The following is a 19,001-nucleotide window of genomic DNA, read 5'->3' as shown; positions in this document are numbered from 1 at the left end:
AGCGCCGACGCCTCAGCTCCAGCCGGGGATCAGCGCCATCAGCGAGGCGGTGAGGCTGTCGGCGCAGCTTGCCGTGGCGCCGCTCCAGAGTTGGAAGGCCATGCCCAGATTTCCCTGCCACATGGCGTCCCACCCGGCGGCGAAACCACCGGCACAGCCCTGCTGCACGGTGTTGGCGGCGACCCCAAGGTCGCGCACGACCTGATCGGCCTTGTCCGAGATCGGCCCGAGCTGCTGCATGGCGCTGTCGGTGGCGCGGCCGGCGGCCTGGCCCAGCTCCTTCGCCGCATCCTGCGCGGCGGAACCCAGCTTGTCGAAGGTCTGCTCGATCGTCTGGCCAGGTGTGGGCTGTGTGGTGACGGTCGTCATGGCTCCCCTCGCCTCCTCGGGATGTCGTAGTACGCAGCGCATGTGGTGTGCCACGGATGCGAATGCAACCGTCAAGCTCCCACCCCGAAGATCCATCCCTCCTGCCGGCGCGCCCGGTCATCAAGCCCTTCGGGTTCCCACACCCGCGGGTCGGCGGCCAGCCGGCGCAGACCCGCGGCGGACACCAGAGCGTCGGCCTCGTGATCGGTCACGGCGGCGGCACCATGGGCGGGTCGCGAACCGAGCGCCGCCAGCGCCACATCGATGTCCGCCGCGTCGCGGATCTTGCGGTTGCCGAAGCCGGCGCGGCGCAGGAACAGCCGCGGGTAGATCTCCACGAAGACGGTGGCGCCCGGTCCCGGCATGTCGAAGGGCCAGACCGCCACCCGGTCCGGCGCTTCCAGCCGCAGCCGACGCAGCAGGCGCATGCCCGCCAGCGCACCCAGCCCCACCTGCTTGGCCCCGATCAGCTTGTAGGGGCTCTGCGGGCTGCCAAGGCCATCGAGTCGGCAGCGGTGCTCGGTCGCCCGGTGCGGGTCCTGGTACCAGCCCGGCTGGGGGCCGGCGAGCCAGAAACCCGCGGCGTAGGCTGGATTGGTGGCGAAGGGACGGCCGACGAAATCCGCGTGGCCGGCGCAGGCTCGCTCCACGAGGTCCCACAGGGCCAGCGCGCTGCCCGCCCCGTCCGGGAAATAGGTGGAGGCCACCGTGAAGGGCAGCGTGAAGGCACAGTCGATGCCGATCAGCGCCGGCCCGTCGTCCAGCCCGGCCCGCAGCCAGTCGAACACCGCGCTGCGCGACCACCAGCCACCCGGCGCCGGCACCAGCCGCGGCGCACCCTCCCCCGCCCGACACTCGGCCACCGCCACGCCGGCGTAGCGGGGCCCACGCGCGCCCGACCAGTCGATGCCGATGAAGCGGGTGAAAACGGGGCTGGTCATTCCCCGACACCTGGAAGCTCGCCACGGGACGCGCCCGGCCTCACCCCTCCTCCGACCGCCGGTCCCGCAGCTTCGCCCAGTAGTCCAGCCGCTTGCGGATCTCGCGCTCGAAACCGCGCTCGACCGGTCGGTAGAAGTCGCGCCGCGCCATCCCGTCGGGGAAATAGTTCTGGCCGGAGAAGCCGTCCTCCGCGTCGTGGTCGTAGGCATAGCCCTTGCCGTAGCCGAGATCCTTCATCAGACGCGTCGGCGCGTTCAGGATGTGCATGGGGGGCATCAGGGAGCCGGTCTCCTTCGCCGCACCCACCGCGGCCTTGTAGGCGACGTAGGCGGCGTTCGACTTGGGCGCGGTGCCGAGATAGACGACGAGTTGGGCCAGCGCCAGCTCCCCCTCCGGGCTGCCGAGCCGCTCATAGGTCTCCCAGGCAGCGATGGCCTGCGTCAGGGCGCTGGGGTCGGCCATGCCGATGTCCTCCACCGCGAAGCGGGTCAGGCGGCGGGCGATGTAGCGCGGGTCCTCGCCGCCCGCCAGCATGCGGGCGAACCAGTAGAGGGCGGCGTCGGTGTCCGACCCGCGCAGCGACTTGTGCAACGCGCTGATGAGGTTGTAATGCCCCTCCTGCGCCTTGTCATAGAGGGGAGCCCGGCGCTGCACGGCCGCGGTCAGCGCCGTGTTGTCCAGCGGCGGGCCCGGCGGCAGGGCGAACAGCTCCTCGCACAGGTTCAGACAGAAGCGGCCGTCACCGTCGGCCATCGCCTTCAGCGCGCTGCGCGCGTCGGCGTCCACCGGCAGCGGCCGGCCGGTCTCGGCTTCCGCACGGGCCAGCAGCTTCTCCAGCGCCGCATCGTCGAGGCGCTTCAGCACGAAGACCTGGGCCCGCGACAGCAGGGCGGCATTCAGCTCGAAGGACGGGTTCTCCGTGGTCGCCCCCACCAGCGTCACCGTGCCATCCTCCACATAAGGCAGGAAGCCGTCCTGCTGGGCGCGGTTGAAGCGGTGGATCTCGTCGATGAACAGCAGTGTGCCCTGCCCGCCCGCGCGGCGGGCGCGCGCCGCCTCGAACACCCGGCGCAGGTCGGCGACCCCGGAGAAGACCGCCGACAGCGGCTCGAAATGCAGGTCGGTCGCCTGGGCGAGCAGCCGGGCGATGGTGGTCTTGCCGCAGCCCGGCGGCCCCCACAGGATCATGGAGGCCAACCGCCGGGCGGCCACCATGCGGCCGACCGGCCCCTCCGGGTTCAGCAGGTGGTCCTGCCCGACCACCTCGGCCAGGGTGCGCGGGCGCAGGCGGTCGGCGAGCGGTCGCGGGGCCTGCGCGTCGAACAGCCCGCCGGCGTCCGCCGGCCGCTCGCCCCGCTTTGCCATCGCCCCCGCGCTCCCTCCTCTTGCGGCCCGGTCAGGGCGTGGTGTCGCAACGTTTGTGGCAGGAGCGCAGTTGATACTGGCAGTCGTCGGCCTGGCTGAAGGGCCGCGGGTTGCCGAGCGTGCCGATCATGTCGTCCTTGGAGGAGGAGGTGGAATCGCCGCAGATGCGGTAGCTCCGCTCACAACGCTCACGGCAGGATTCCAGACGGTTCGTGTCGGTCAACAGGTCGGAGCCGGCCGACGGAGCCGCCGCCGCGGTTGGCGGAGTCATGGGACGGGCGGCCCCCGGAGTGGCGGGAACGGGAACGGCCTCCGACGGCGGCGGGAGCGAGGAGGAACCGGCCCGCTGAGGCGGCGCGTCGGCGCAACCGGCCAGCACGACGAGCGCAAGCGCCAGGACGGAGGTGACGATCGGTCGGAACATATCGACTGCGGCTCCCATTCGATTAAGCTGTGCAGCCCACGGGTGGGCGCCTCACTATGCAGGGAACCCCATCGGAAAGGGAATGATCCAAATGAACACGCCGAACACGCCCCGTCCCTCCCGCTCCGGCGGGTCGATGAAGGTCTTCCTGGCCCTGCTCTTCGGCGGGCTGGCCGTGCTGGCGCTGCGGGTGTTCACCGCGCCGGACGGAGGCTTCTTCACCATGCTGCTGCCGGTGCTGGGCGGCGCGCTCGTCGCCGCCGCCATCGCGCTCCTCGTCGTGCGCGAGCGGCGGGAGCGGAAGGCCATGACCGAGTCCGAACGCAACCAGCCCGATCAGGGCATGCCGCTGTAGGACGCGGCACCGACTCGGTGCATCACACCAGCTTGAAGCTCAGGAGCCCGCCGACCACCACCACCACAAGCAACGTCGTCACCAGCATCAGCCGCTTCTCGATGATCCGCTGCACCTGCGGGCCATAGAAATGGAGAAGGACCGCGATGATGTAGTAGCGCGAGAAGCGCGCCACCACGGAGCACAGCAGGAAGATGACGATGTCCATCTTCGCGATGCCGGCGGTGATCGCCAGCAGCTTGTAGGGGATCGGTGTCACCCCCTTCAGCACCAGAAGCCAGGGCCCCACCGTGTTGAAGGAATGCTGGAAGCCGTAATAGGCGTCCCACAGACCGTAGAGGTCGAAGAGCAGCCGGCCGACGCTGTCGAACAGGAAGAAGCCGATCGCGTAGCCCAGGATGCCGCCGAACAGCGACGCCAGCGCGCAGATGTTGGTGTACCGCCAGAGCTTCTTCGGCTCGGCGAGGCACATCGGGATCAGCATGATGTCGGGCGGCAGGGGAAAGAAGGAGCTTTCCGCGAAGGACACGCCCGCCATCCACCACACCGCGTCGGGCCGTGCCGAGCGCCGGAGAATCCAGTTGTAGAGCGGTCTCAACATGCTGGCGGCTCTGCCGGCCTCCCCAAAAGGCAACGCCCCTTTCCGGAAATCCGGAAAGGGGCGCCACAATCATCCATCAAAAGCAACACCGTGAGCACCGGATGGCCGGGTCACGGGCGCCGCTGGTCACGCCTCGTCGCCTTCGGCCTCGGTCCCGTCCTTCATGGTCGGGCCGGAGTCGAGACCCTTCGCCGCCGTGTCGCGATCGACCAGCTCGATCACACCCATGGCCGCCGCGTCGCCGTAGCGGAAGCCCGCCTTCAGAACGCGGGTGTAGCCGCCGGCGCGGTCCTTGTAACGATCAGCCAGCACGGTGAAGAGCTTGGTCACCATGGCGTCGTCGCGCAGCTGCGCGAAAGCCAGACGGCGGTTGGCAAGGCCACCCTTCTTGCCGAGCGTGATCAGCCGCTCGGCGATCGGGCGCAGTTCCTTCGCCTTCGGCAGGGTCGTCTTGATCTGCTCGTGCTTGATCAGCGCGTTCGCCATGTTCGAGAACATGGCCTTGCGATGGCTGGTGGTCTTACCGAGCTTGCGTCCAGAAACTCCGTGGCGCATGACGTCACATCCTCTTTCATGGCTTGGCCCCCCTCGGGGAGCCGATGGTGGAACCCGCCGCCCGGACGGACCGGTACGGCGGGCTTGCGGGGGTTGCGGTCCCGCGGATCAACGATCGTGGAGATCGGCTCAGTACGGCTCTTCCAGCCGCTTCGCCAGCTCCTCGATGTTCTCGGGCGGCCAGTTCGGGATCTCCATGCCGAGATGGAGGCCCATCTGCGCCAGCACTTCCTTGATCTCGTTCAGCGACTTGCGGCCGAAGTTCGGGGTCCGGAGCATCTCCGCCTCGGTCTTCTGCACCAGGTCGCCGATGTAGACGATGTTGTCGTTCTTCAGGCAGTTGGCCGAACGCACCGACAGTTCGAGCTCGTCCACCTTGCGGAGCAGGTTCTTGTTGAACGGAACCTCCTCGTGACGCTCCTCGGCGACGGCGTGGCTCGGCTCCTCGAAGTTGATGAAGAGCTGGAGCTGGTCCTGCAGGATGCGGGCGGCGAGCGCCACCGCGTCCTCGGGCTTCACGGCGCCGTTGGTCTCCACCGACATCGACAGACGGTCGTAGTCGGTCACTTGGCCGACGCGGGCGTTATCGACCTTGTAGGAGACCTTGCGCACCGGCGAGAACAACGCGTCCACCGGGATCAGGCCGATCGGCGCGTCCTCGGGACGGTTCTGCGTGGCCGGGACATAGCCCTTCCCGGTCTCGACCGTCAGCTCCATGTTCAGACGCGCGCCGGCGTCGAGCGTGCAGATGATCAGCTCCGGGTCCATCACCGCGATGTCGGAACCGGCCTCGATCATGCCGGCCTTCACCTCGCCCGGCCCTTCGGCGCGCAGCCGCATGCGCTTCGGCCCGTCGCCGTGCATGCGCAGACCCATCGTCTTGATGTTCAGGACGATGTCGGTCACGTCCTCGCGGACGCCGGGGATGGACGAGAACTCGTGCAGGACCCCGTCGATGTGGATCGAGGTCACCGCGGCGCCCTGAAGCGAGGAGAGCAGCACGCGTCGCAGCGCATTGCCCAGGGTGAGACCGAAACCACGCTCGAGCGGCTCCGCAACGACGGTGGCGACGCGGTCGGCGTCGTCGCCGGGCTGGATGTCGAGCTTGCTCGGCTTGATCAGTTCCTGCCAGTTCTTCTGAAGCACGGCCACTACCCTCTTGCCATCGGTTGTCGCGATCCCGCGGTCCCGGCGCCGCACCAATGCTGAAGACGGCCGCGATGGCGAGCGGCCGTCTTTCCCGGTGCGGTCGGTCCCGCGGGTGCGGGAAACAATACGATCAGACGCGGCGCTTCTTCGGCGGGCGGACGCCGTTGTGCGGGATCGGCGTCACGTCACGGATGGACGTGATCTGGAAGCCGATCGACTGGAGCGCACGCAGAGCGGATTCGCGCCCCGACCCCGGGCCCTTGACCTCGACCTCGAGGGTCTTCATGCCGTGCTCCTGCGCCTTGCGGCCCGCGTCCTCGGCGGCGACCTGCGCGGCGTAGGGCGTGGACTTGCGCGAGCCCTTGAAGCCCATCGTGCCCGACGACGACCAGGCGATGGTGTTGCCCTGCGCGTCGGTGATGGTGATCATCGTGTTGTTGAAGGAGGCGTTCACATGCGCGACGCCGGAGGTGATGTTCTTGCGCTCGCGGCGGCGAAGACGCTGAGCGGCGGCAGAAGGCTTTGCCATGGGAGGTGATCCTCTCGCTTACTTCTTCTTGCCGGCGATCGGCTTCGCCGGACCCTTGCGGGTGCGGGCGTTGGTGTGGGTGCGCTGACCGTGGACCGGCAGGCCCTTGCGGTGACGCAGGCCGCGGTAGCAGCCCAGGTCCATCAGACGCTTGATGTTCATCGCCACCTCACGCCGCAGATCGCCTTCGACGCGGTAGTCGCTGTCGATGGTCTCGCGGATGCGGAGCACCTCGTCGTCGGTGAGCTGATTCACCCGACGCTCGGCCGGAATGCCGATCTTGCTGCAGATTTCCTTGGCCTTGAAGGGGCCGATGCCATGGATGTAGGTCAACGCGATCTCCACGCGCTTCTGCGCGGGGATGTTGACGCCAGCGATACGCGCCACGCCTGCTCTCCTCGATATCTCAACGGCGGCCACGGAGGCCTGCCTACACACCGATCAACGCCAGGAGCCCGTTGCGCACGACTCAAGACGCAAAACGACCTCCGGCCCTGGATCGGGCCGGAAGGTGGCGCACTATAGACAGTCGCCGACGGGTGTCAAGGAATTTCTCAGCGCTGGGTCAACTCATGCGGAGGACCGCAAGCCGTCGCAGGGGATCCAGGGGAAACCGGAACCCCCGCGGCACAGGATCAGGCGAGAATCGCCTCGATCTCTTTCGTCACCACATCGATGTCGGCCATGCCGTCCACCGTCTTCAACACGCCGTGCTCCTGATAGTAAGGCAGGATCGGCGCGGTCTGGGCATGGTACTGGGCGAGCCGGGTGGTCACCGTCTCGGCGTTGTCGTCGGCGCGCCGCTTGAACTCGGTCGAGCCGCAATTGTCGCACACGCCGTCCACGGCCGGCTTCTGGAACCGGTCATGGTAGCCCTGGCCGCACTTGGCGCAGGTGTAGCGGCCGGTGATGCGATCGACCAGGGCCGCGTCATCGACTTTCATCTCGATGACGTGGTCGAGCTTCAGCCCCTTGTCGGCCAACATCCGGTCCAGGGCGTCCGCCTGACCGACGGTGCGGGGAAAGCCGTCGAGGATGAAGCCCTTGGCGACATCAGGCTTGCTGATCCGCTCGGCGATCATCGCGATCATCAGCTCGTCCGGCATCAGCTTGCCGGCCGACATGATGTCCTTCGCCTGCTGGCCCAGCGGGCCGCCCTCGGCCACCAGCGCCCTCAGCATGTCGCCGGTGGAGAGCTGGACGAGACCGCGCGTGTCCTCCAGGCGACGGGCCTGGGTGCCCTTGCCGGCGCCCGGCGGGCCGAGCAGGATCAGATTCATTACTTTCTCCCCCGAAGCTTCGCTTTCTTGATGAGCCCCTCGTATTGATGGGCCAGCAGATGCGAGTGGATCTGAGCCACCGTGTCCATGGTCACCGTCACGACGATGAGCAGGCTCGTACCGCCGAAATAAAACGGAACCGAGTGCTGGGCAATCAGAAATTCGGGGAGGAGACAAACCGCCACAAGGTAGGCCGAGCCGATCACCGTCAGCCGGGTCAGCACGAAGTCCAGATAGTCCGAGGTGTTCTTGCCCGGCCGGATGCCGGGGATGAAACCGCCATACTTGCGCAGGTTGTCGGCGGTCTCGGCCGGGTTGAACACGATCGCGGTGTAGAAGAAGCAGAAGAACACGATCAGCGCCGCGTACATCAGCATGTAGAGCGGCTGGCCATGCGCCAGGAACCGGACGGCAGTCTGCAACCATTCCGGGCCGCCCGCCCCGGCGAAGCCGCCCACCGTCGCCGGCAGCAGCAGCAGCGAGGAGGCGAAGATCGGCGGGATCACGCCGGCGGTGTTGAGCTTCAGCGGCAGGTGCGACGATTCGCCGCCGAACATGCGGTTCCCCATCTGCCGCTTGGGGTACTGCACCAGCAGCCGGCGCTGCGCCCGCTCCATGAACACGATGAAGAAGACGACGCCGACGGCCATCAGCAGCATGAAGATGATGAACAGCGACGAGATGGCGCCGGTGCGCCCCAGCTCCAGCGTGCTGACCAGCGCCCGCGGCAGCTCCGCCACGATGCCGGCGAAGATGATCAGCGAGATGCCGTTGCCGATGCCGCGCGCGGTGATCTGCTCGCCCAGCCACATCAGGAACATCGTGCCGCCGACCAGCGTGATCACGGTGGTGATGCGGAAGAACAGGCCGGGATCGATCACCGCCGACCCCGCCGAACCCGACATCGCTTCCAGCCCGACCGCCAAGCCATAGGCCTGCACCGTGGCCAGAGCCACGGTACCGAAGCGGGTGTACTGGTTCAGCTTCTTCCGCCCGGATTCACCCTCCTTTTTCAGCGCTTCCATGGTCGGCACGACGGCCGTCAGGAGCTGCACGATGATGGAGGCCGAAATGTACGGCATGATGTTGAGCGCGAAGATCGTCATACGGTGCAGCGCACCGCCGGCCAGCATGTCGAACATGCCGAGGATGCCGCCGCCCTGCTGCCGGAATATCTCCTGGAGGATGTGCGGATCGATCCCCGGCAGCGGGATGTAGGTGCCAAGGCGATAGATGATCAGCGCGCCAAGGGTGAACCAGATCCGCTTCTTCAGATCCGTCGCCTTGGCGAAGGCGCCGAAATTGATGTTCGCGGCAAGCTGCTCGGCCGCTGATGCCATGGTCCGTCCCCGATCCCTACGTGCGAATGGGGGCGGCTCCGGTCGGCTGGTGCCCCGGCGTCCGCCCCGTTCCCGACCATCCCTTTAGCACGGAAGGCGCCCGCGTGCGACCGCGGGCGCTCCGGATCACGCGGCGGCGGCGTCCGCAGAGCCGGCCGGCAGCGCGACGCTGCCACCCAGCTTCTCCACCGCCTCGACCGCCGACTTGGACGCACCGGCGACGGCGAAATTCGCCTTCGCCGTCAGCTCGCCCTTCGCCAGCAGCCGGACGCCATCCTTCGCCACCTTGCCGACCAACCCGGCCGCCGCCAGAACGGCGACGTCGATGGTCTGCGCGGTGTCGATCTTCCCGGCGTCGATCGCCTTCTGCACCATGCCCAGATTCACAACCGAGTATTCCTTGCGGAAGATGTTGTTGAATCCACGCTTCGGCAGACGGCGGTGCAGCGGCATCTGGCCGCCTTCGAAGCCGTTGATGGCCACACCGGTGCGCGAGGTCTGACCCTTCACGCCACGGCCGCCGGTCTTGCCCTTGCCCGAGCCGATGCCCCGGCCGACGCGCATGCGCTTCTTGCGCGCACCCGCGTTGTCCCGCAGTTCGTTCAGCTTCATGGCTCAGCCCTCGCTCTCGACGCGGACCAGATGCGCGACCTTGGCGATCATGCCGCGCACCGCGGGCGTGTCCTCAAGCTCGCGGGTCCGGTTCATCTTGTTCAGGCCCAGGCCGATCAGCGTCGCCCGCTGATCGGGCTTGCGCCCGATCGGGCTGTGCACCTGGGTGACCACGACGGTCTTCTTCTGGGTGTCCGACATATCACGCCTCCGCGGCGCCGGCGGCGCCGGTCTCGCGGCGGCCCAGGATGTCGCTCACGCGGCGGCCACGGCGGGCCGCCACCGCACGCGGGCTCACCACCCCCGTCAGAGCATCGAAGGTCGCCTTGATCATGTTGTGGGGGTTGGAGGTGCCGATGGACTTCGTCACCACATCCGCCACGCCCAGAGCCTCGAAGATCGCGCGCATCGGACCACCGGCGATGATGCCGGTGCCGGCCACGGCGGCCCGCAGCACGACCTTGCCGGCCCCGAAGTGGCCGTTCACGTCGTGGTGCAGCGTCCGGCCCTCCCGCAGCGGGACACGGATCATACCGCGCTTGGCCTGGTCGGTCGCCTTGCGGATGGCCTCCGGGACCTCGCGGGCCTTGCCGGAACCGTAACCGACGCGGCCCTTGCCGTCACCGACCACGACCAGGGCGGCGAAGCCGAAGCGACGGCCACCCTTCACCACCTTCGCGACCCGGTTGATGCCGACGAGCTTCTCGATCAGCTCGCTCTCTTCGCGCTCGCGCGGCTGCCGATCCCGGTCGCCGCCCCGCTCGCCTCGTTCACGTGCCATGGATCAGGGCCTCCCTTAGAACGACAGCCCGCCCTCGCGGGCGGCTTCAGCCAGGGCCTTGACCCGGCCATGATACAGGTAACCACCGCGGTCGAACACCACCTCCGACACGCCGGCGGCCTTCGCACGCTCGGCGATCAGGGTGCCGATCCGCTTGGCCGCCTCGACGTTGCCGCCGTGCTTGATCGCCTCGCGGAGGTCCTTCTCCACCGACGACGCGGCCACGAGCGTCACGCCCTTGGTGTCGTCGATGATCTGCGCGTAGATGTGCAGGTTGGTCCGGTGCACCGACAGACGCAGCCGCCCGCCGGCCTTCTTCCTGATCTGAGCGCGCACACGCTGCTTGCGGCGCTCCTGCAACTGGTTCGGATTCAGCATGGCGGGCCTACTTCTTCTTGCCTTCCTTGCGGAGGACCGTTTCGGTTACGTACTTGATGCCCTTGCCCTTGTAGGGCTCCGGCTTCTTGTACCCGCGGATCTCCGCCGCCACCTGGCCGACCTTCTGCTTGTCGAAGCCGGAGATGGAGATGCTGGTCGGCTTCTCGGTCTTGATCGCGATGCCTTCCGGGATCGGGTACTTCACGTCGTGGCTGAAGCCGAGCTGCATGACCAGCTCCTTGCCCTGCACGGCCGCGCGGTAACCAACGCCGTTGATATCGAGATTGACCGTGTAGCCGTCGGAGACGCCCTTCACCAGGTTGTTCACCAGGGTGCGGGAGGTCGCCCACATCATGCGGGCGCGCTTGCCGTCGCCCCGCGGCTTCACGACGATCTTGCCGTCCTCCTTGCTGACGTCGATCTCGTCGACCAGCGTCACGGAGAGCTGACCCAGCTTGCCCTTGGCGGTGACGTTCTGACCGGCGACCGACACGTCGACACCGGCCGGGATCGGCACGGGATGCTTGCCAATTCGCGACATGGCGGCCTCCTTAGAACACGCGGCAGAGGACTTCGCCGCCGACATTGGCGACGCGGGCCTCGTTGTCGGACATCACGCCACGCGGTGTCGACAGGATGGCGATGCCCAGGCCGTTGAAGACCTTCGGCAGGTCGCCGATCTTGCTGTACACGCGGCGGCCGGGCTTGGAGACGCGGGTGATCTGTTTGATCACCGGCTCGCCCTCGTGATACTTCAGCTCGATCTTGAGCTGGGATACGCCGGGGCGCAGCTCCTGCTGGGAGTAGCCGCGGATGTAGCCTTCGCGCTTCAGCACTTCCAGCACATTCGTGCGCAGCTTGGAAGCCGGGCTGTCCACCGAGGCCATGCGGGCGCGCTGACCGTTGCGGATGCGGGTCAGCATATCGCCGAGCGGATCGCTCAGAGCCATGATCCGGTCCTCCTTACCAGCTCGACTTCGTCATCCCCGGGATCTGGCCGTTGGAGGCCAGTTCACGGAGGGTGACACGCGACAGCTTGAACTTGCGGTAGTAGGCGCGCGGCCGGCCGGTCATTTCACACCGGTTGCGGATGCGCACCTTCGACGAATTGCGGGGCAGTTCCGCGAGCTTGAGGCGGGCGGCGAACTGCTCCTCCGGCGACAGCGAGCGGTCCTTGGCGATCGCCTTCAGCCGCGCGCGCTTGTTGGCATACTGCTTCACAAGCTTCGTGCGGTTCTTGTTCTTCTCGATAGCGCTGGTCTTGGCCATGGTCGGTCCTGCCCCGTCAGCTCACGAACGGCATCTCGAAGCCCTTGAGGAGGGATCGGGCCTCCTTGTCGGTCTTCGCCGTGGTGACGATGATGATGTCCATCCCCCGGATCTGATCGATCTTGTCGTAATCGATCTCGGGGAAGATGATCTGCTCCTTGACGCCCATGGCGTAGTTGCCGCGGCCGTCGAACGAGCTGCCGGACACGCCGCGGAAGTCGCGGACGCGCGGCAGCGCGATCGTGATCAGACGGTCGAGGAACTCGTACATGCGCTCGGCGCGCAGCGTCACCTTGCAGCCGATGGCCATGTTCTCACGCAGCTTGAACTGCGCGATGGACTTGCGGGACCGGGTCACCACCGGCTTCTGACCGGTGATCGCGGTCAGCTCGCCGACGGCCAGCTGGATCTTCTTGGAATCGCCGACGGCCTCGCCGACGCCCATGTTGATGACGATCTTCTCGAGCTTCGGCACCTGCATGTCGTTCTGATAGCCGAACTCGGCCTTCAGATCGCCACGGATCTTGGTGTCGTAGACTTCCTTCAGTCGGGCTGCCATTGGTCCGGCCCTCACAGATCGATGATCTCGCCGGACCGCTTGGCGTAGCGCACCTTGCGGCCGTCTTCGAGAGTCTTGAAGCCGACGCGGGTCGGCTTGTTGTCCTTGGGATCGAGATGGGCGACGTTCGACACGGCGATCGGCGCCTCCATCTCCACGATGCCGCCTTCGGAGCGGGCCGACTGGCGCTGGTGCTTCTTCACCACATTCACGCCAGCGACGACGACACGGTTCTCGCTCGGCAGAACACGGATGACCTCGCCGGTCTTGCCCTTGTCCTGGCCCGTCAGCACGACGACCTTGTCCTTCGTCTTGATCTTCGCGGCCATCACAGCACCTCCGGCGCCAGCGAAATGATCTTCATGAACTTCTTGCCGCGCAGCTCGCGGGTGACCGGCCCGAAAATGCGGGTACCGATCGGCTCGCCCTGCTTGTTGATGAGCACGGCGGCGTTGCGGTCGAAGCGGATGGCGGAGCCGTCGTCGCGACGCAGCTCCTTCGCGGTGCGGACGATGACGGCGCGGTGCACGTCACCCTTCTTCACGCGGCCCTTCGGAATGGCCTCCTTGACCGAGACGACGATGACGTCGCCCACGGTCGCGACCTTCCGCTTGGAGCCGCCGAGCACCTTGATGCACTGCACCCGGCGCGCCCCGCTGTTGTCGGCGACTTCCAGGTTGGTTTGCATCTGGATCATGGACAGGAACCTTTCGTAATCAGGCGGCGCCGGTTTCGCCGGCGGACGGGGTAACGACCATCCAGCGCTTGCGTTTGCTGAGCGGCCGGCACTCCTCGATGAAAACCGTGTCGCCGGTCTTGCAGGCGTTGGTTTCGTCGTGCGCGGCGTACTTCTTCGACTGGCGGATGAACTTCTTGTACACGGGGTGCATGACGCGGCGCTCGACGAGAACGGTCACCGTCTTGTCGCACTTGTCGCTGACCACCGTGCCTTGCAGAACGCGACGGGGCATGGAATTCCGTCCTCCTTACTTGGCGGCCGCGGACGAGCGGACGCGCTCGCCGAGGATCGTCTTGATGCGCGCGATGTCGCGACGCACGGTGCGCACCCGGGCGGTGTTCTCGAGCTGGCCCGAAGCGCGCTGGAAGCGCAGGTTGAACTGCTCCTTCTTGAGCTGGAGGAGCTGATCGTTCAGCTCGTCGTCGCTCTTGGCTCGAACGTCCTCGGCCTTCATGCCGCGGTCTCCTCGACCCCGCCGAGGCGGGTCACGAACTTGGTCTTGATCGGCAGCTTGGCGGCCGCCAGCTCGAACGCCCGCTTGGCGATGTCGAACGGGACGCCGTCCAGCTCGAACATGATCCGGCCGGGGTGGACGCGGGCCGCCCAGAATTCCGGCGAACCCTTACCGGAGCCCATGCGGACCTCGGCGGGCTTCTGCGACACCGGCACATCCGGGAAGATGCGGATCCAGACGCGGCCCTGGCGCTTGATGTGGCGGGTGATCGCGCGGCGGGCCGCCTCGATCTGCCGCGCCGTCACGCGCTCGGGCTCCAGCGCCTTCAGGCCGAAGGCGCCGAAGTTGAGATCCGTGCCGCCCTTGGCGGCCCCGTGGATGCGGCCCTTGTGGGCCTTGCGGTACTTGGTTCGCTTCGGCGAAAGCATCGGTCAGTCCCCCTTACTCGCCGCCGGCGGCCTGGTCGCCGCCGCGGTCGCCGCCGCGATCACCCCGGTCGCCCCGGTCGCGCCGATCCCGGCGGTCGCGGCGGTCGTCGCGATCACGACGCTCGCGGCGCGGCTCGCCGTCGGTCGCCACGGCCTCGCCGGCCATGCGCTTGTCCTGCGCCATCGGGTCATGGGCCATGATCTCGCCCTTGAACACCCACACCTTGACGCCGCAGGTGCCGTAGGTGGTCTTGGCGGTCGCAACGCCGTAGTCGATGTCCGCGCGCAGCGTGTGCAGCGGCACGCGACCCTCGCGGTACCACTCCATGCGCGCGATCTCGGCACCACCCAGGCGGCCGGAGCAGTTGATCCGGATGCCCTGAGCGCCGAGACGCATGGCCGACTGCACGGCCCGCTTCATGGCGCGGCGGAAGGCGACGCGGCGCTCCAGCTGGCTGGCGATGTTCTCGGCGATGAGCCGCGCGTCGATCTCCGGCTTGCGGATCTCGACGATGTTCAGGCTCACCTCGCTGCCGGTCATCTTGGCAAGCTCGGAGCGCAGCTTCTCGATGTCGGCGCCCTTCTTGCCGATCACCACGCCCGGACGCGCGCTGTGGATCGTCACCCGGGCCTTCTTGGCCGGGCGCTCGATCACCACCCGCGAGCAGCCGGCCTGCTTCAGCCGGTCCTGCAGGTAACCGCGCAGCTTGAGGTCCTGGTGCAGCAGCTTGCCGTAATCGCGATCGGCGAACCAGCGGCTGTCCCAGGTGCGGTTGATGCCGAGACGGAGCCCGATCGGATTGACTTTCTGACCCATGTTACTCGGCCCCCTCGGCGACCGCTTCGTCGCGCTCGCGCACGATGATGGTCAGGTTGCTGAACAGCTTCTCCACGCGAGCCCCGCGACCGCGTGCGCGGGCGTGGAAGCGCTTCATCACCAACGCCCGGCCGACGGTGGCCGAGGCGACGTAGAGCCGGTCGACGTCGAGCTGGTGGTTGTTCTCCGCGTTGGCGATGGCGGCCTGCAGGACCTTCTTCACTTCGCCGGCGACGCGGCGCTTGGAGAAGGTCAGCTCGGCCACCGCACCGGCGGCGCTCTTGTTGCGGATGAGCTGGGCGACGAGGTTGAGCTTGCGCGGGCTGGTCCGGATCATCCGGGCCGACGCCAGCGCCTCGTTCTCCGCGACGCGCGGGGGATTGGCGGGCTTGCCCATCGGTTACTTCCTCTTCGCCTTCTTGTCCGCCGCGTGACCGTAGAAGGTCCGGGTCGGAGCGAACTCACCGAACTTGTGCCCGATCATATTCTCGGTCACCAGCACCGGCAGGAACTTGTGGCCGTTGTAGACGCCGAACGTAAGCCCGACGAACTGCGGCAGGATGGTCGAACGCCGCGACCAGATCTTGATGATCTCGTTGCGGCCGCTGGCCCGCGACTTGTCGGCTTTCTTCAACAGATAGCCGTCGATGAACGGGCCCTTCCAAACGGAGCGCGCCACGGTCCGACCTCCTTACTTCGAATGACGACGGCGCAGGATGAGCCCGTCCGTCTTCTTGTTGCTGCGCGTCTTCTTGCCCTTGGTCGGCTTGCCCCACGGGGTGACCGGATGACGGCCGCCCGAGGTGCGGCCTTCACCACCGCCGTGCGGGTGGTCGATCGGGTTCATGGCGACGCCGCGGACCGCCGGGCGCTTGCCGAACCAGCGGGTGCGGCCGGCCTTGCCCAGGTTGGTGTTGGCGTTGTCGGGGTTGGACACGGCGCCGATCGTCGCCATGCACTCGCCGCGCACAACACGGAGCTCGCCCGACGGCAGCTTGAGCTGCGCGTAACCGCTGTCGCGGCCGACGAGCTGCAGGTAGGTGCCGGCGGCACGGGCGAGCTGGCCGCCCTTGCCGGCCTTCAGCTCGACGTTGTGCACCACCGTGCCGACCGGGATGTTCTTCAGCAGCATGGCGTTGCCGGGCTTCACATCGACCTTCTCACCGGAGACGACGACGTCGCCGGCCTTCAGGCGCTGCGGAGCCAGGATGTAGGCCAGCGTGCCGTCCTCGTACTTCACCAGCGCGATGAAGCCGGAGCGGTTGGGGTCGTACTCCAGCCGCTCGACGGTGGCGGGCATGTCGAACTTGCGCCGCTTGAAATCGACCAGACGGTAGGCGCGCTTGTGGCCACCGCCGATCCGCCGTGCCGTGATGCGGCCGGTGTTGTTGCGACCACCGGACTTGGTCAGGCCCTCGGTGAGCGCCTTGACCGGCTTGCCCTTCCACAGCTCCGAACGGTCGACGATGACCAGCTGGCGGAGCGACGGGGTGATCGGGCGAAACTGCTTCAATGCCATCGGTTCACACTCCCGCTCAGATGCCCGTGGTCACGTCGATCTTGTGACCCTCGGCGAGCGTGACGACCGCCTTCTTCACATCCGACCGACGACCGACGATGCCGCGGAACCGCTTGGTCTTGCCCTTCGACACCAGCGTGTTCACCGCGGTCACCTTAACGTTGAACAGCCCTTCGACGGCAGCCTTGATCTCGGGCTTGCTCGCCGACAGCGGCACACGGAAGGTGACCTGGTTGTGCTCCGACCCCATCGTCGACTTCTCGGTGATGACGGGGGCGATGATCAGGTCGTACATCCGCTCCCGGCTCACCGCAGGTTTCGACCGATTGCTCATTTCAGGCGAGCCTCCAGTTGCTCGACCGCGTTGCGGGTCAGGACCAGCGTGTCGCGGCGCAGAATGTCATAGACGTTGGCGCCCTGCTCCGGCAGCACGTCGATCATCGGGATGTTGCGCGAGGCCCGGACGAAGTTCTCGTTCAGGTTCGCGCCGTCGATGACCAGGGCCGAGGTGAGGCCGAGCGCGCCGAGGCGGGTGGCCAGTTCCTTGGTCTTGTGCGTGTCGGCGGAAGCCGCGTCGATCACCACCAGCTTGCCGTCGGCGAGCTTGGACGACAGCGCGGTCTTGAGGGCGAGCTTGCGGACCTTCTTGGTCAGGTCGTGCTCGTGCGAGCGGACGACCGGGCCGAAGATCACCGCGCCGCCGCGGAACTGCGGCGAGCGCAGCGAGCCCTGGCGGGCGCGGCCGGTGCCCTTCTGGCGGTACGGCTTCTTGCCGGTGCCGCTGATCTCGCTGACGCCCTTGGTCTTGTGGTTGCCCGACCGACGCTTGGCGAGCTGCCAGTTGACCATGCGGTGCAGGATGTCGGTGCGCACCGGCAGGCCGAAGATCTCCTCGGCCAGCTCGATCTCGCCCACGTCCTCGTTGTTCAGGTTCTTGATGGTCGCCTTCATGGCACTCACTCCTGCGCCTCGGCCGCGGCCTCACCGGCCGGGGCGGCCTTGATGGCGGCCGGGAAGGGCAGCCCGTCCGGCGCCTTCTTCTTCGCCGCGTCGCGCACGCGCAGCCAGCCGCCGTCGTGGCCGGGAACGGCGCCCTTCAGCAGGATCAGCCCGCGCTCCTCGTCGACCGACACAACCTTGAGGTTGAGGACGGTGACGCGCTCCGCGCCCAGGTGACCGGCCATCTTCTTGTTCTTGAAGACCTTGCCCGGATCCTGGCGGTTGCCGGTGGAGCCGTGCGAACGATGCGAGACCGACACACCGTGCGTCGCACGCAGACCGCCGAAGTTCCAGCGCTTCATGGCGCCGGCAAAGCCCTTGCCGATGGAGGTGCCGGTCACGTCCACATACTGGCCGGGGACGAAATGGGCGGCGGAGATTTCCGACCCCACCTCGATCAGCGCATCCGGGGACACGCGGAACTCGACCACCTTGCGCTTGGGCTCCACCTTCGCCTTGGCGAAGTGGCCGCGCATGGGCTGGGTGACGTTCTTCACCTTCACAACACCGGCGCCGAGCTGGACGGCCGTGTAGCCGTCGGCCTCCTCGGTGCGCACGGCGACAACTTGACAGTTGTCGACCTTCAGCACAGTCACCGGCACATGTTGACCCGCATCGTCGAAGATGCGCGTCATGCCGACTTTCTGTGCGATCAGACCGGATCGCATCGTTCTCTATCTCCTGACCAGGGACATCCTCAGGGGGAGAGGTCCCTTCCTCGACTCGTGACGGATCAGAGCTTGATCTCGACGTCCACACCGGCGGCGAGGTCGAGCTTCATCAGCGCGTCCACGGTCTGCGGGGTGGGGTCGACGATGTCGAGAAGCCGCTTGTGGGTGCGGATCTCGAACTGCTCGCGCGACTTCTTGTCAACGTGCGGCGAGCGGTTGACGGTGAACTTCTCGATCAGCGTCGGCAGCGGGATCGGGCCCCGCACGCGGGCGCCGGTCCGCTTGGCCGTGTTGACGATCTCGCTCGTCGACTGGTCGAGCACGCGATGATCGAAGGCCTTCAGCCGGATCCGAATGTTCTGGCTATCCATGTCCAAACGTCCCTTGCACTTCGTCTGGGCGACGCACAGCCGCGCCACCCGAATCCGAACCAAACCGAGCCAGGTCCTGCGGCACAAGGGCAACCCGCGCGCCGATGCCCTTGCGGACACCGGAACGGCAGGTCGCCCGTTCGCGTACGGTCTGGCAGCCGGAACGAAAAAAACCACGCCGGGCCAAACTTGGCTCCCTGCGTGATCAGCGGCCATCGCGCCGGGGCGCATGTGCCGTTCGTGACCGGGCTGCGTCTAGGCCGAGCCGCCTACCACCAACCCTTAAATCCAGAGGCGCGAAGGTTTATGGGTATTCGGGCCGCCTGTCAAGCGCTATTGCCGATGTGTCGGCCGCATGGGTGCCCCTCGCACGCGAAGAGGGGCCGGCGTTTCCGCCGGCCCCTCTCCAAACTCCTCGGCGCCTGGAAGCGCCGCGGTTACTCGATGATCTTGGCAACCACACCGGCACCGACGGTGCGACCACCCTCGCGGATG

General features: G+C 67.2%; 33 protein-coding genes. 1 reads left to right on the top strand and 32 read right to left on the bottom strand.

What is annotated here, in order from left to right; genetic code table 11:
* Positions 1 to 12 precede the first annotated feature (12 nt).
* The 4 genes from HL658_RS15805 to HL658_RS15790 form a co-directional block, all read right to left on the bottom strand.
* Entirely contained in the window at positions 13 to 369 is a 357-nt protein-coding gene (locus tag HL658_RS15805) for a hypothetical protein (protein WP_180283283.1), read from the bottom strand.
* A 71-nt stretch (positions 370 to 440) separates the two neighbouring features.
* A complete protein-coding gene (locus HL658_RS15800) occupies positions 441 to 1,310 on the bottom strand; it encodes a hypothetical protein (RefSeq protein WP_180283282.1) in 870 nt (289 codons plus the stop codon).
* 40 nt (positions 1,311 to 1,350) lie between these two features.
* Positions 1,351 to 2,676, bottom strand: a complete 1,326-nt coding sequence (locus HL658_RS15795) for a replication-associated recombination protein A (protein ID WP_180283281.1) — start codon at positions 2,674 to 2,676, stop codon at positions 1,351 to 1,353.
* A gap of 31 nt (positions 2,677 to 2,707) precedes the next feature.
* Complete coding sequence (locus HL658_RS15790; protein ID WP_180283280.1) at positions 2,708 to 3,100, bottom strand: hypothetical protein; 393 nt, start codon at positions 3,098 to 3,100, stop codon at positions 2,708 to 2,710.
* A gap of 91 nt (positions 3,101 to 3,191) precedes the next feature.
* Here HL658_RS15790 and HL658_RS15785 point away from each other — a divergent pair, with 91 nt between their 5' ends.
* A complete protein-coding gene (locus HL658_RS15785; RefSeq protein WP_180283279.1) occupies positions 3,192 to 3,455 on the top strand; it encodes a hypothetical protein in 264 nt (87 codons plus the stop codon).
* Positions 3,456 to 3,477: 22 nt separating this feature from the next.
* Here HL658_RS15785 and HL658_RS15780 read toward each other — a convergent pair whose 3' ends face one another.
* The 28 genes from HL658_RS15780 to rpsJ all read right to left on the bottom strand — a co-directional run bounded on the left by HL658_RS15780 (position 3,478) and on the right by rpsJ (position 18,506).
* Positions 3,478 to 4,056, bottom strand: a complete 579-nt coding sequence (locus tag HL658_RS15780) for a YqaA family protein (protein WP_180283278.1) — start codon at positions 4,054 to 4,056, stop codon at positions 3,478 to 3,480.
* Positions 4,057 to 4,182: 126 nt separating this feature from the next.
* Entirely contained in the window at positions 4,183 to 4,611 is a 429-nt protein-coding gene (gene rplQ, locus HL658_RS15775) for a 50S ribosomal protein L17 (protein WP_180283277.1), read from the bottom strand.
* A gap of 129 nt (positions 4,612 to 4,740) precedes the next feature.
* A complete protein-coding gene (locus tag HL658_RS15770) occupies positions 4,741 to 5,757 on the bottom strand; it encodes a DNA-directed RNA polymerase subunit alpha (RefSeq protein ID WP_180283276.1) in 1,017 nt (338 codons plus the stop codon).
* A gap of 133 nt (positions 5,758 to 5,890) precedes the next feature.
* On the bottom strand, positions 5,891 to 6,289 hold the full coding sequence (rpsK, locus tag HL658_RS15765; RefSeq protein ID WP_180283275.1) for a 30S ribosomal protein S11: 399 nt from the start codon (positions 6,287 to 6,289) through the stop codon (positions 5,891 to 5,893).
* Between the two features lie 18 nt (positions 6,290 to 6,307).
* Positions 6,308 to 6,676 (bottom strand): 30S ribosomal protein S13, encoded by a 369-nt coding sequence (gene rpsM / locus HL658_RS15760; protein WP_180283274.1) that lies wholly within the window; start codon positions 6,674 to 6,676, stop codon positions 6,308 to 6,310.
* 248 nt (positions 6,677 to 6,924) lie between these two features.
* Positions 6,925 to 7,569 carry an adenylate kinase gene (locus HL658_RS15755; protein WP_180283273.1) on the bottom strand — a complete coding sequence of 215 codons (645 nt, stop codon included), beginning with the start codon at positions 7,567 to 7,569 and terminating at the stop codon, positions 6,925 to 6,927.
* Positions 7,569 to 8,909 (bottom strand): preprotein translocase subunit SecY, encoded by a 1,341-nt coding sequence (secY, locus tag HL658_RS15750; protein ID WP_180283272.1) that lies wholly within the window; start codon positions 8,907 to 8,909, stop codon positions 7,569 to 7,571. The genes HL658_RS15755 and secY overlap by 1 nt, the downstream gene beginning before the upstream one ends.
* 126 nt (positions 8,910 to 9,035) lie before the next feature.
* Positions 9,036 to 9,521 (bottom strand): 50S ribosomal protein L15, encoded by a 486-nt coding sequence (rplO, locus tag HL658_RS15745; RefSeq protein ID WP_180283271.1) that lies wholly within the window; start codon positions 9,519 to 9,521, stop codon positions 9,036 to 9,038.
* A gap of 3 nt (positions 9,522 to 9,524) precedes the next feature.
* Complete coding sequence (gene rpmD / locus HL658_RS15740) at positions 9,525 to 9,722, bottom strand: 50S ribosomal protein L30 (protein ID WP_180283270.1); 198 nt, start codon at positions 9,720 to 9,722, stop codon at positions 9,525 to 9,527.
* 1 nt (position 9,723) lies between these two features.
* Positions 9,724 to 10,302 carry a 30S ribosomal protein S5 gene (gene rpsE, locus HL658_RS15735; protein ID WP_180283269.1) on the bottom strand — a complete coding sequence of 193 codons (579 nt, stop codon included), beginning with the start codon at positions 10,300 to 10,302 and terminating at the stop codon, positions 9,724 to 9,726.
* Positions 10,303 to 10,317: 15 nt separating this feature from the next.
* Entirely contained in the window at positions 10,318 to 10,680 is a 363-nt protein-coding gene (gene rplR, locus HL658_RS15730; protein WP_180283268.1) for a 50S ribosomal protein L18, read from the bottom strand.
* 7 nt (positions 10,681 to 10,687) lie between these two features.
* On the bottom strand, positions 10,688 to 11,221 hold the full coding sequence (rplF, locus tag HL658_RS15725) for a 50S ribosomal protein L6 (protein WP_180283267.1): 534 nt from the start codon (positions 11,219 to 11,221) through the stop codon (positions 10,688 to 10,690).
* Between the two features lie 10 nt (positions 11,222 to 11,231).
* Positions 11,232 to 11,630, bottom strand: coding sequence for a 30S ribosomal protein S8 (gene rpsH, locus HL658_RS15720; protein ID WP_180283266.1), 399 nt, complete (start codon positions 11,628 to 11,630; stop codon positions 11,232 to 11,234).
* 13 nt (positions 11,631 to 11,643) lie between these two features.
* Complete coding sequence (gene rpsN / locus HL658_RS15715; protein ID WP_180283265.1) at positions 11,644 to 11,949, bottom strand: 30S ribosomal protein S14; 306 nt, start codon at positions 11,947 to 11,949, stop codon at positions 11,644 to 11,646.
* A 16-nt stretch (positions 11,950 to 11,965) separates the two neighbouring features.
* Positions 11,966 to 12,508 carry a 50S ribosomal protein L5 gene (rplE, locus tag HL658_RS15710; RefSeq protein ID WP_180283264.1) on the bottom strand — a complete coding sequence of 181 codons (543 nt, stop codon included), beginning with the start codon at positions 12,506 to 12,508 and terminating at the stop codon, positions 11,966 to 11,968.
* Between the two features lie 11 nt (positions 12,509 to 12,519).
* A complete protein-coding gene (gene rplX, locus HL658_RS15705; protein WP_180283263.1) occupies positions 12,520 to 12,837 on the bottom strand; it encodes a 50S ribosomal protein L24 in 318 nt (105 codons plus the stop codon).
* On the bottom strand, positions 12,837 to 13,205 hold the full coding sequence (rplN, locus tag HL658_RS15700; protein WP_085555126.1) for a 50S ribosomal protein L14: 369 nt from the start codon (positions 13,203 to 13,205) through the stop codon (positions 12,837 to 12,839). Before rplN ends, rplX begins: the two co-directional genes overlap by 1 nt.
* Positions 13,206 to 13,224: 19 nt before the next feature.
* Positions 13,225 to 13,479, bottom strand: a complete 255-nt coding sequence (gene rpsQ, locus HL658_RS15695; protein ID WP_180283262.1) for a 30S ribosomal protein S17 — start codon at positions 13,477 to 13,479, stop codon at positions 13,225 to 13,227.
* A 15-nt stretch (positions 13,480 to 13,494) separates the two neighbouring features.
* On the bottom strand, positions 13,495 to 13,701 hold the full coding sequence (gene rpmC / locus HL658_RS15690) for a 50S ribosomal protein L29 (RefSeq protein ID WP_180283261.1): 207 nt from the start codon (positions 13,699 to 13,701) through the stop codon (positions 13,495 to 13,497).
* Positions 13,698 to 14,129 carry a 50S ribosomal protein L16 gene (gene rplP, locus HL658_RS15685; protein WP_180283260.1) on the bottom strand — a complete coding sequence of 144 codons (432 nt, stop codon included), beginning with the start codon at positions 14,127 to 14,129 and terminating at the stop codon, positions 13,698 to 13,700. Before rplP ends, rpmC begins: the two co-directional genes overlap by 4 nt.
* 13 nt (positions 14,130 to 14,142) lie before the next feature.
* Positions 14,143 to 14,946: a 30S ribosomal protein S3 gene (gene rpsC, locus HL658_RS15680; protein WP_180283259.1), complete on the bottom strand. Its 804-nt coding sequence runs from the start codon at positions 14,944 to 14,946 to the stop codon at positions 14,143 to 14,145.
* A gap of 1 nt (position 14,947) precedes the next feature.
* A complete protein-coding gene (rplV, locus tag HL658_RS15675; protein ID WP_180283258.1) occupies positions 14,948 to 15,343 on the bottom strand; it encodes a 50S ribosomal protein L22 in 396 nt (131 codons plus the stop codon).
* 3 nt (positions 15,344 to 15,346) lie between these two features.
* Complete coding sequence (gene rpsS, locus HL658_RS15670) at positions 15,347 to 15,625, bottom strand: 30S ribosomal protein S19 (RefSeq protein WP_180283257.1); 279 nt, start codon at positions 15,623 to 15,625, stop codon at positions 15,347 to 15,349.
* A 12-nt stretch (positions 15,626 to 15,637) separates the two neighbouring features.
* Positions 15,638 to 16,465: a 50S ribosomal protein L2 gene (gene rplB, locus HL658_RS15665; protein WP_180283256.1), complete on the bottom strand. Its 828-nt coding sequence runs from the start codon at positions 16,463 to 16,465 to the stop codon at positions 15,638 to 15,640.
* A 16-nt stretch (positions 16,466 to 16,481) separates the two neighbouring features.
* Positions 16,482 to 16,799 (bottom strand): 50S ribosomal protein L23, encoded by a 318-nt coding sequence (locus tag HL658_RS15660; protein ID WP_180283255.1) that lies wholly within the window; start codon positions 16,797 to 16,799, stop codon positions 16,482 to 16,484.
* Positions 16,796 to 17,416, bottom strand: coding sequence for a 50S ribosomal protein L4 (gene rplD / locus HL658_RS15655; protein ID WP_180283254.1), 621 nt, complete (start codon positions 17,414 to 17,416; stop codon positions 16,796 to 16,798). The genes HL658_RS15660 and rplD overlap by 4 nt, the downstream gene beginning before the upstream one ends.
* A 5-nt stretch (positions 17,417 to 17,421) precedes the next feature.
* On the bottom strand, positions 17,422 to 18,132 hold the full coding sequence (gene rplC, locus HL658_RS15650) for a 50S ribosomal protein L3 (protein WP_180283253.1): 711 nt from the start codon (positions 18,130 to 18,132) through the stop codon (positions 17,422 to 17,424).
* A gap of 65 nt (positions 18,133 to 18,197) precedes the next feature.
* Positions 18,198 to 18,506 (bottom strand): 30S ribosomal protein S10, encoded by a 309-nt coding sequence (gene rpsJ, locus HL658_RS15645; RefSeq protein WP_180283252.1) that lies wholly within the window; start codon positions 18,504 to 18,506, stop codon positions 18,198 to 18,200.
* Between the last annotated feature and the right edge of the window lie 495 nt (positions 18,507 to 19,001).

The sequence above is a fragment of the Azospirillum oleiclasticum genome (genome assembly GCF_013423485.1).
Lineage (GTDB): Bacteria > Pseudomonadota > Alphaproteobacteria > Azospirillales > Azospirillaceae > Azospirillum > Azospirillum oleiclasticum.
This window is presented reverse-complemented; position numbering and strand designations above follow the sequence as displayed.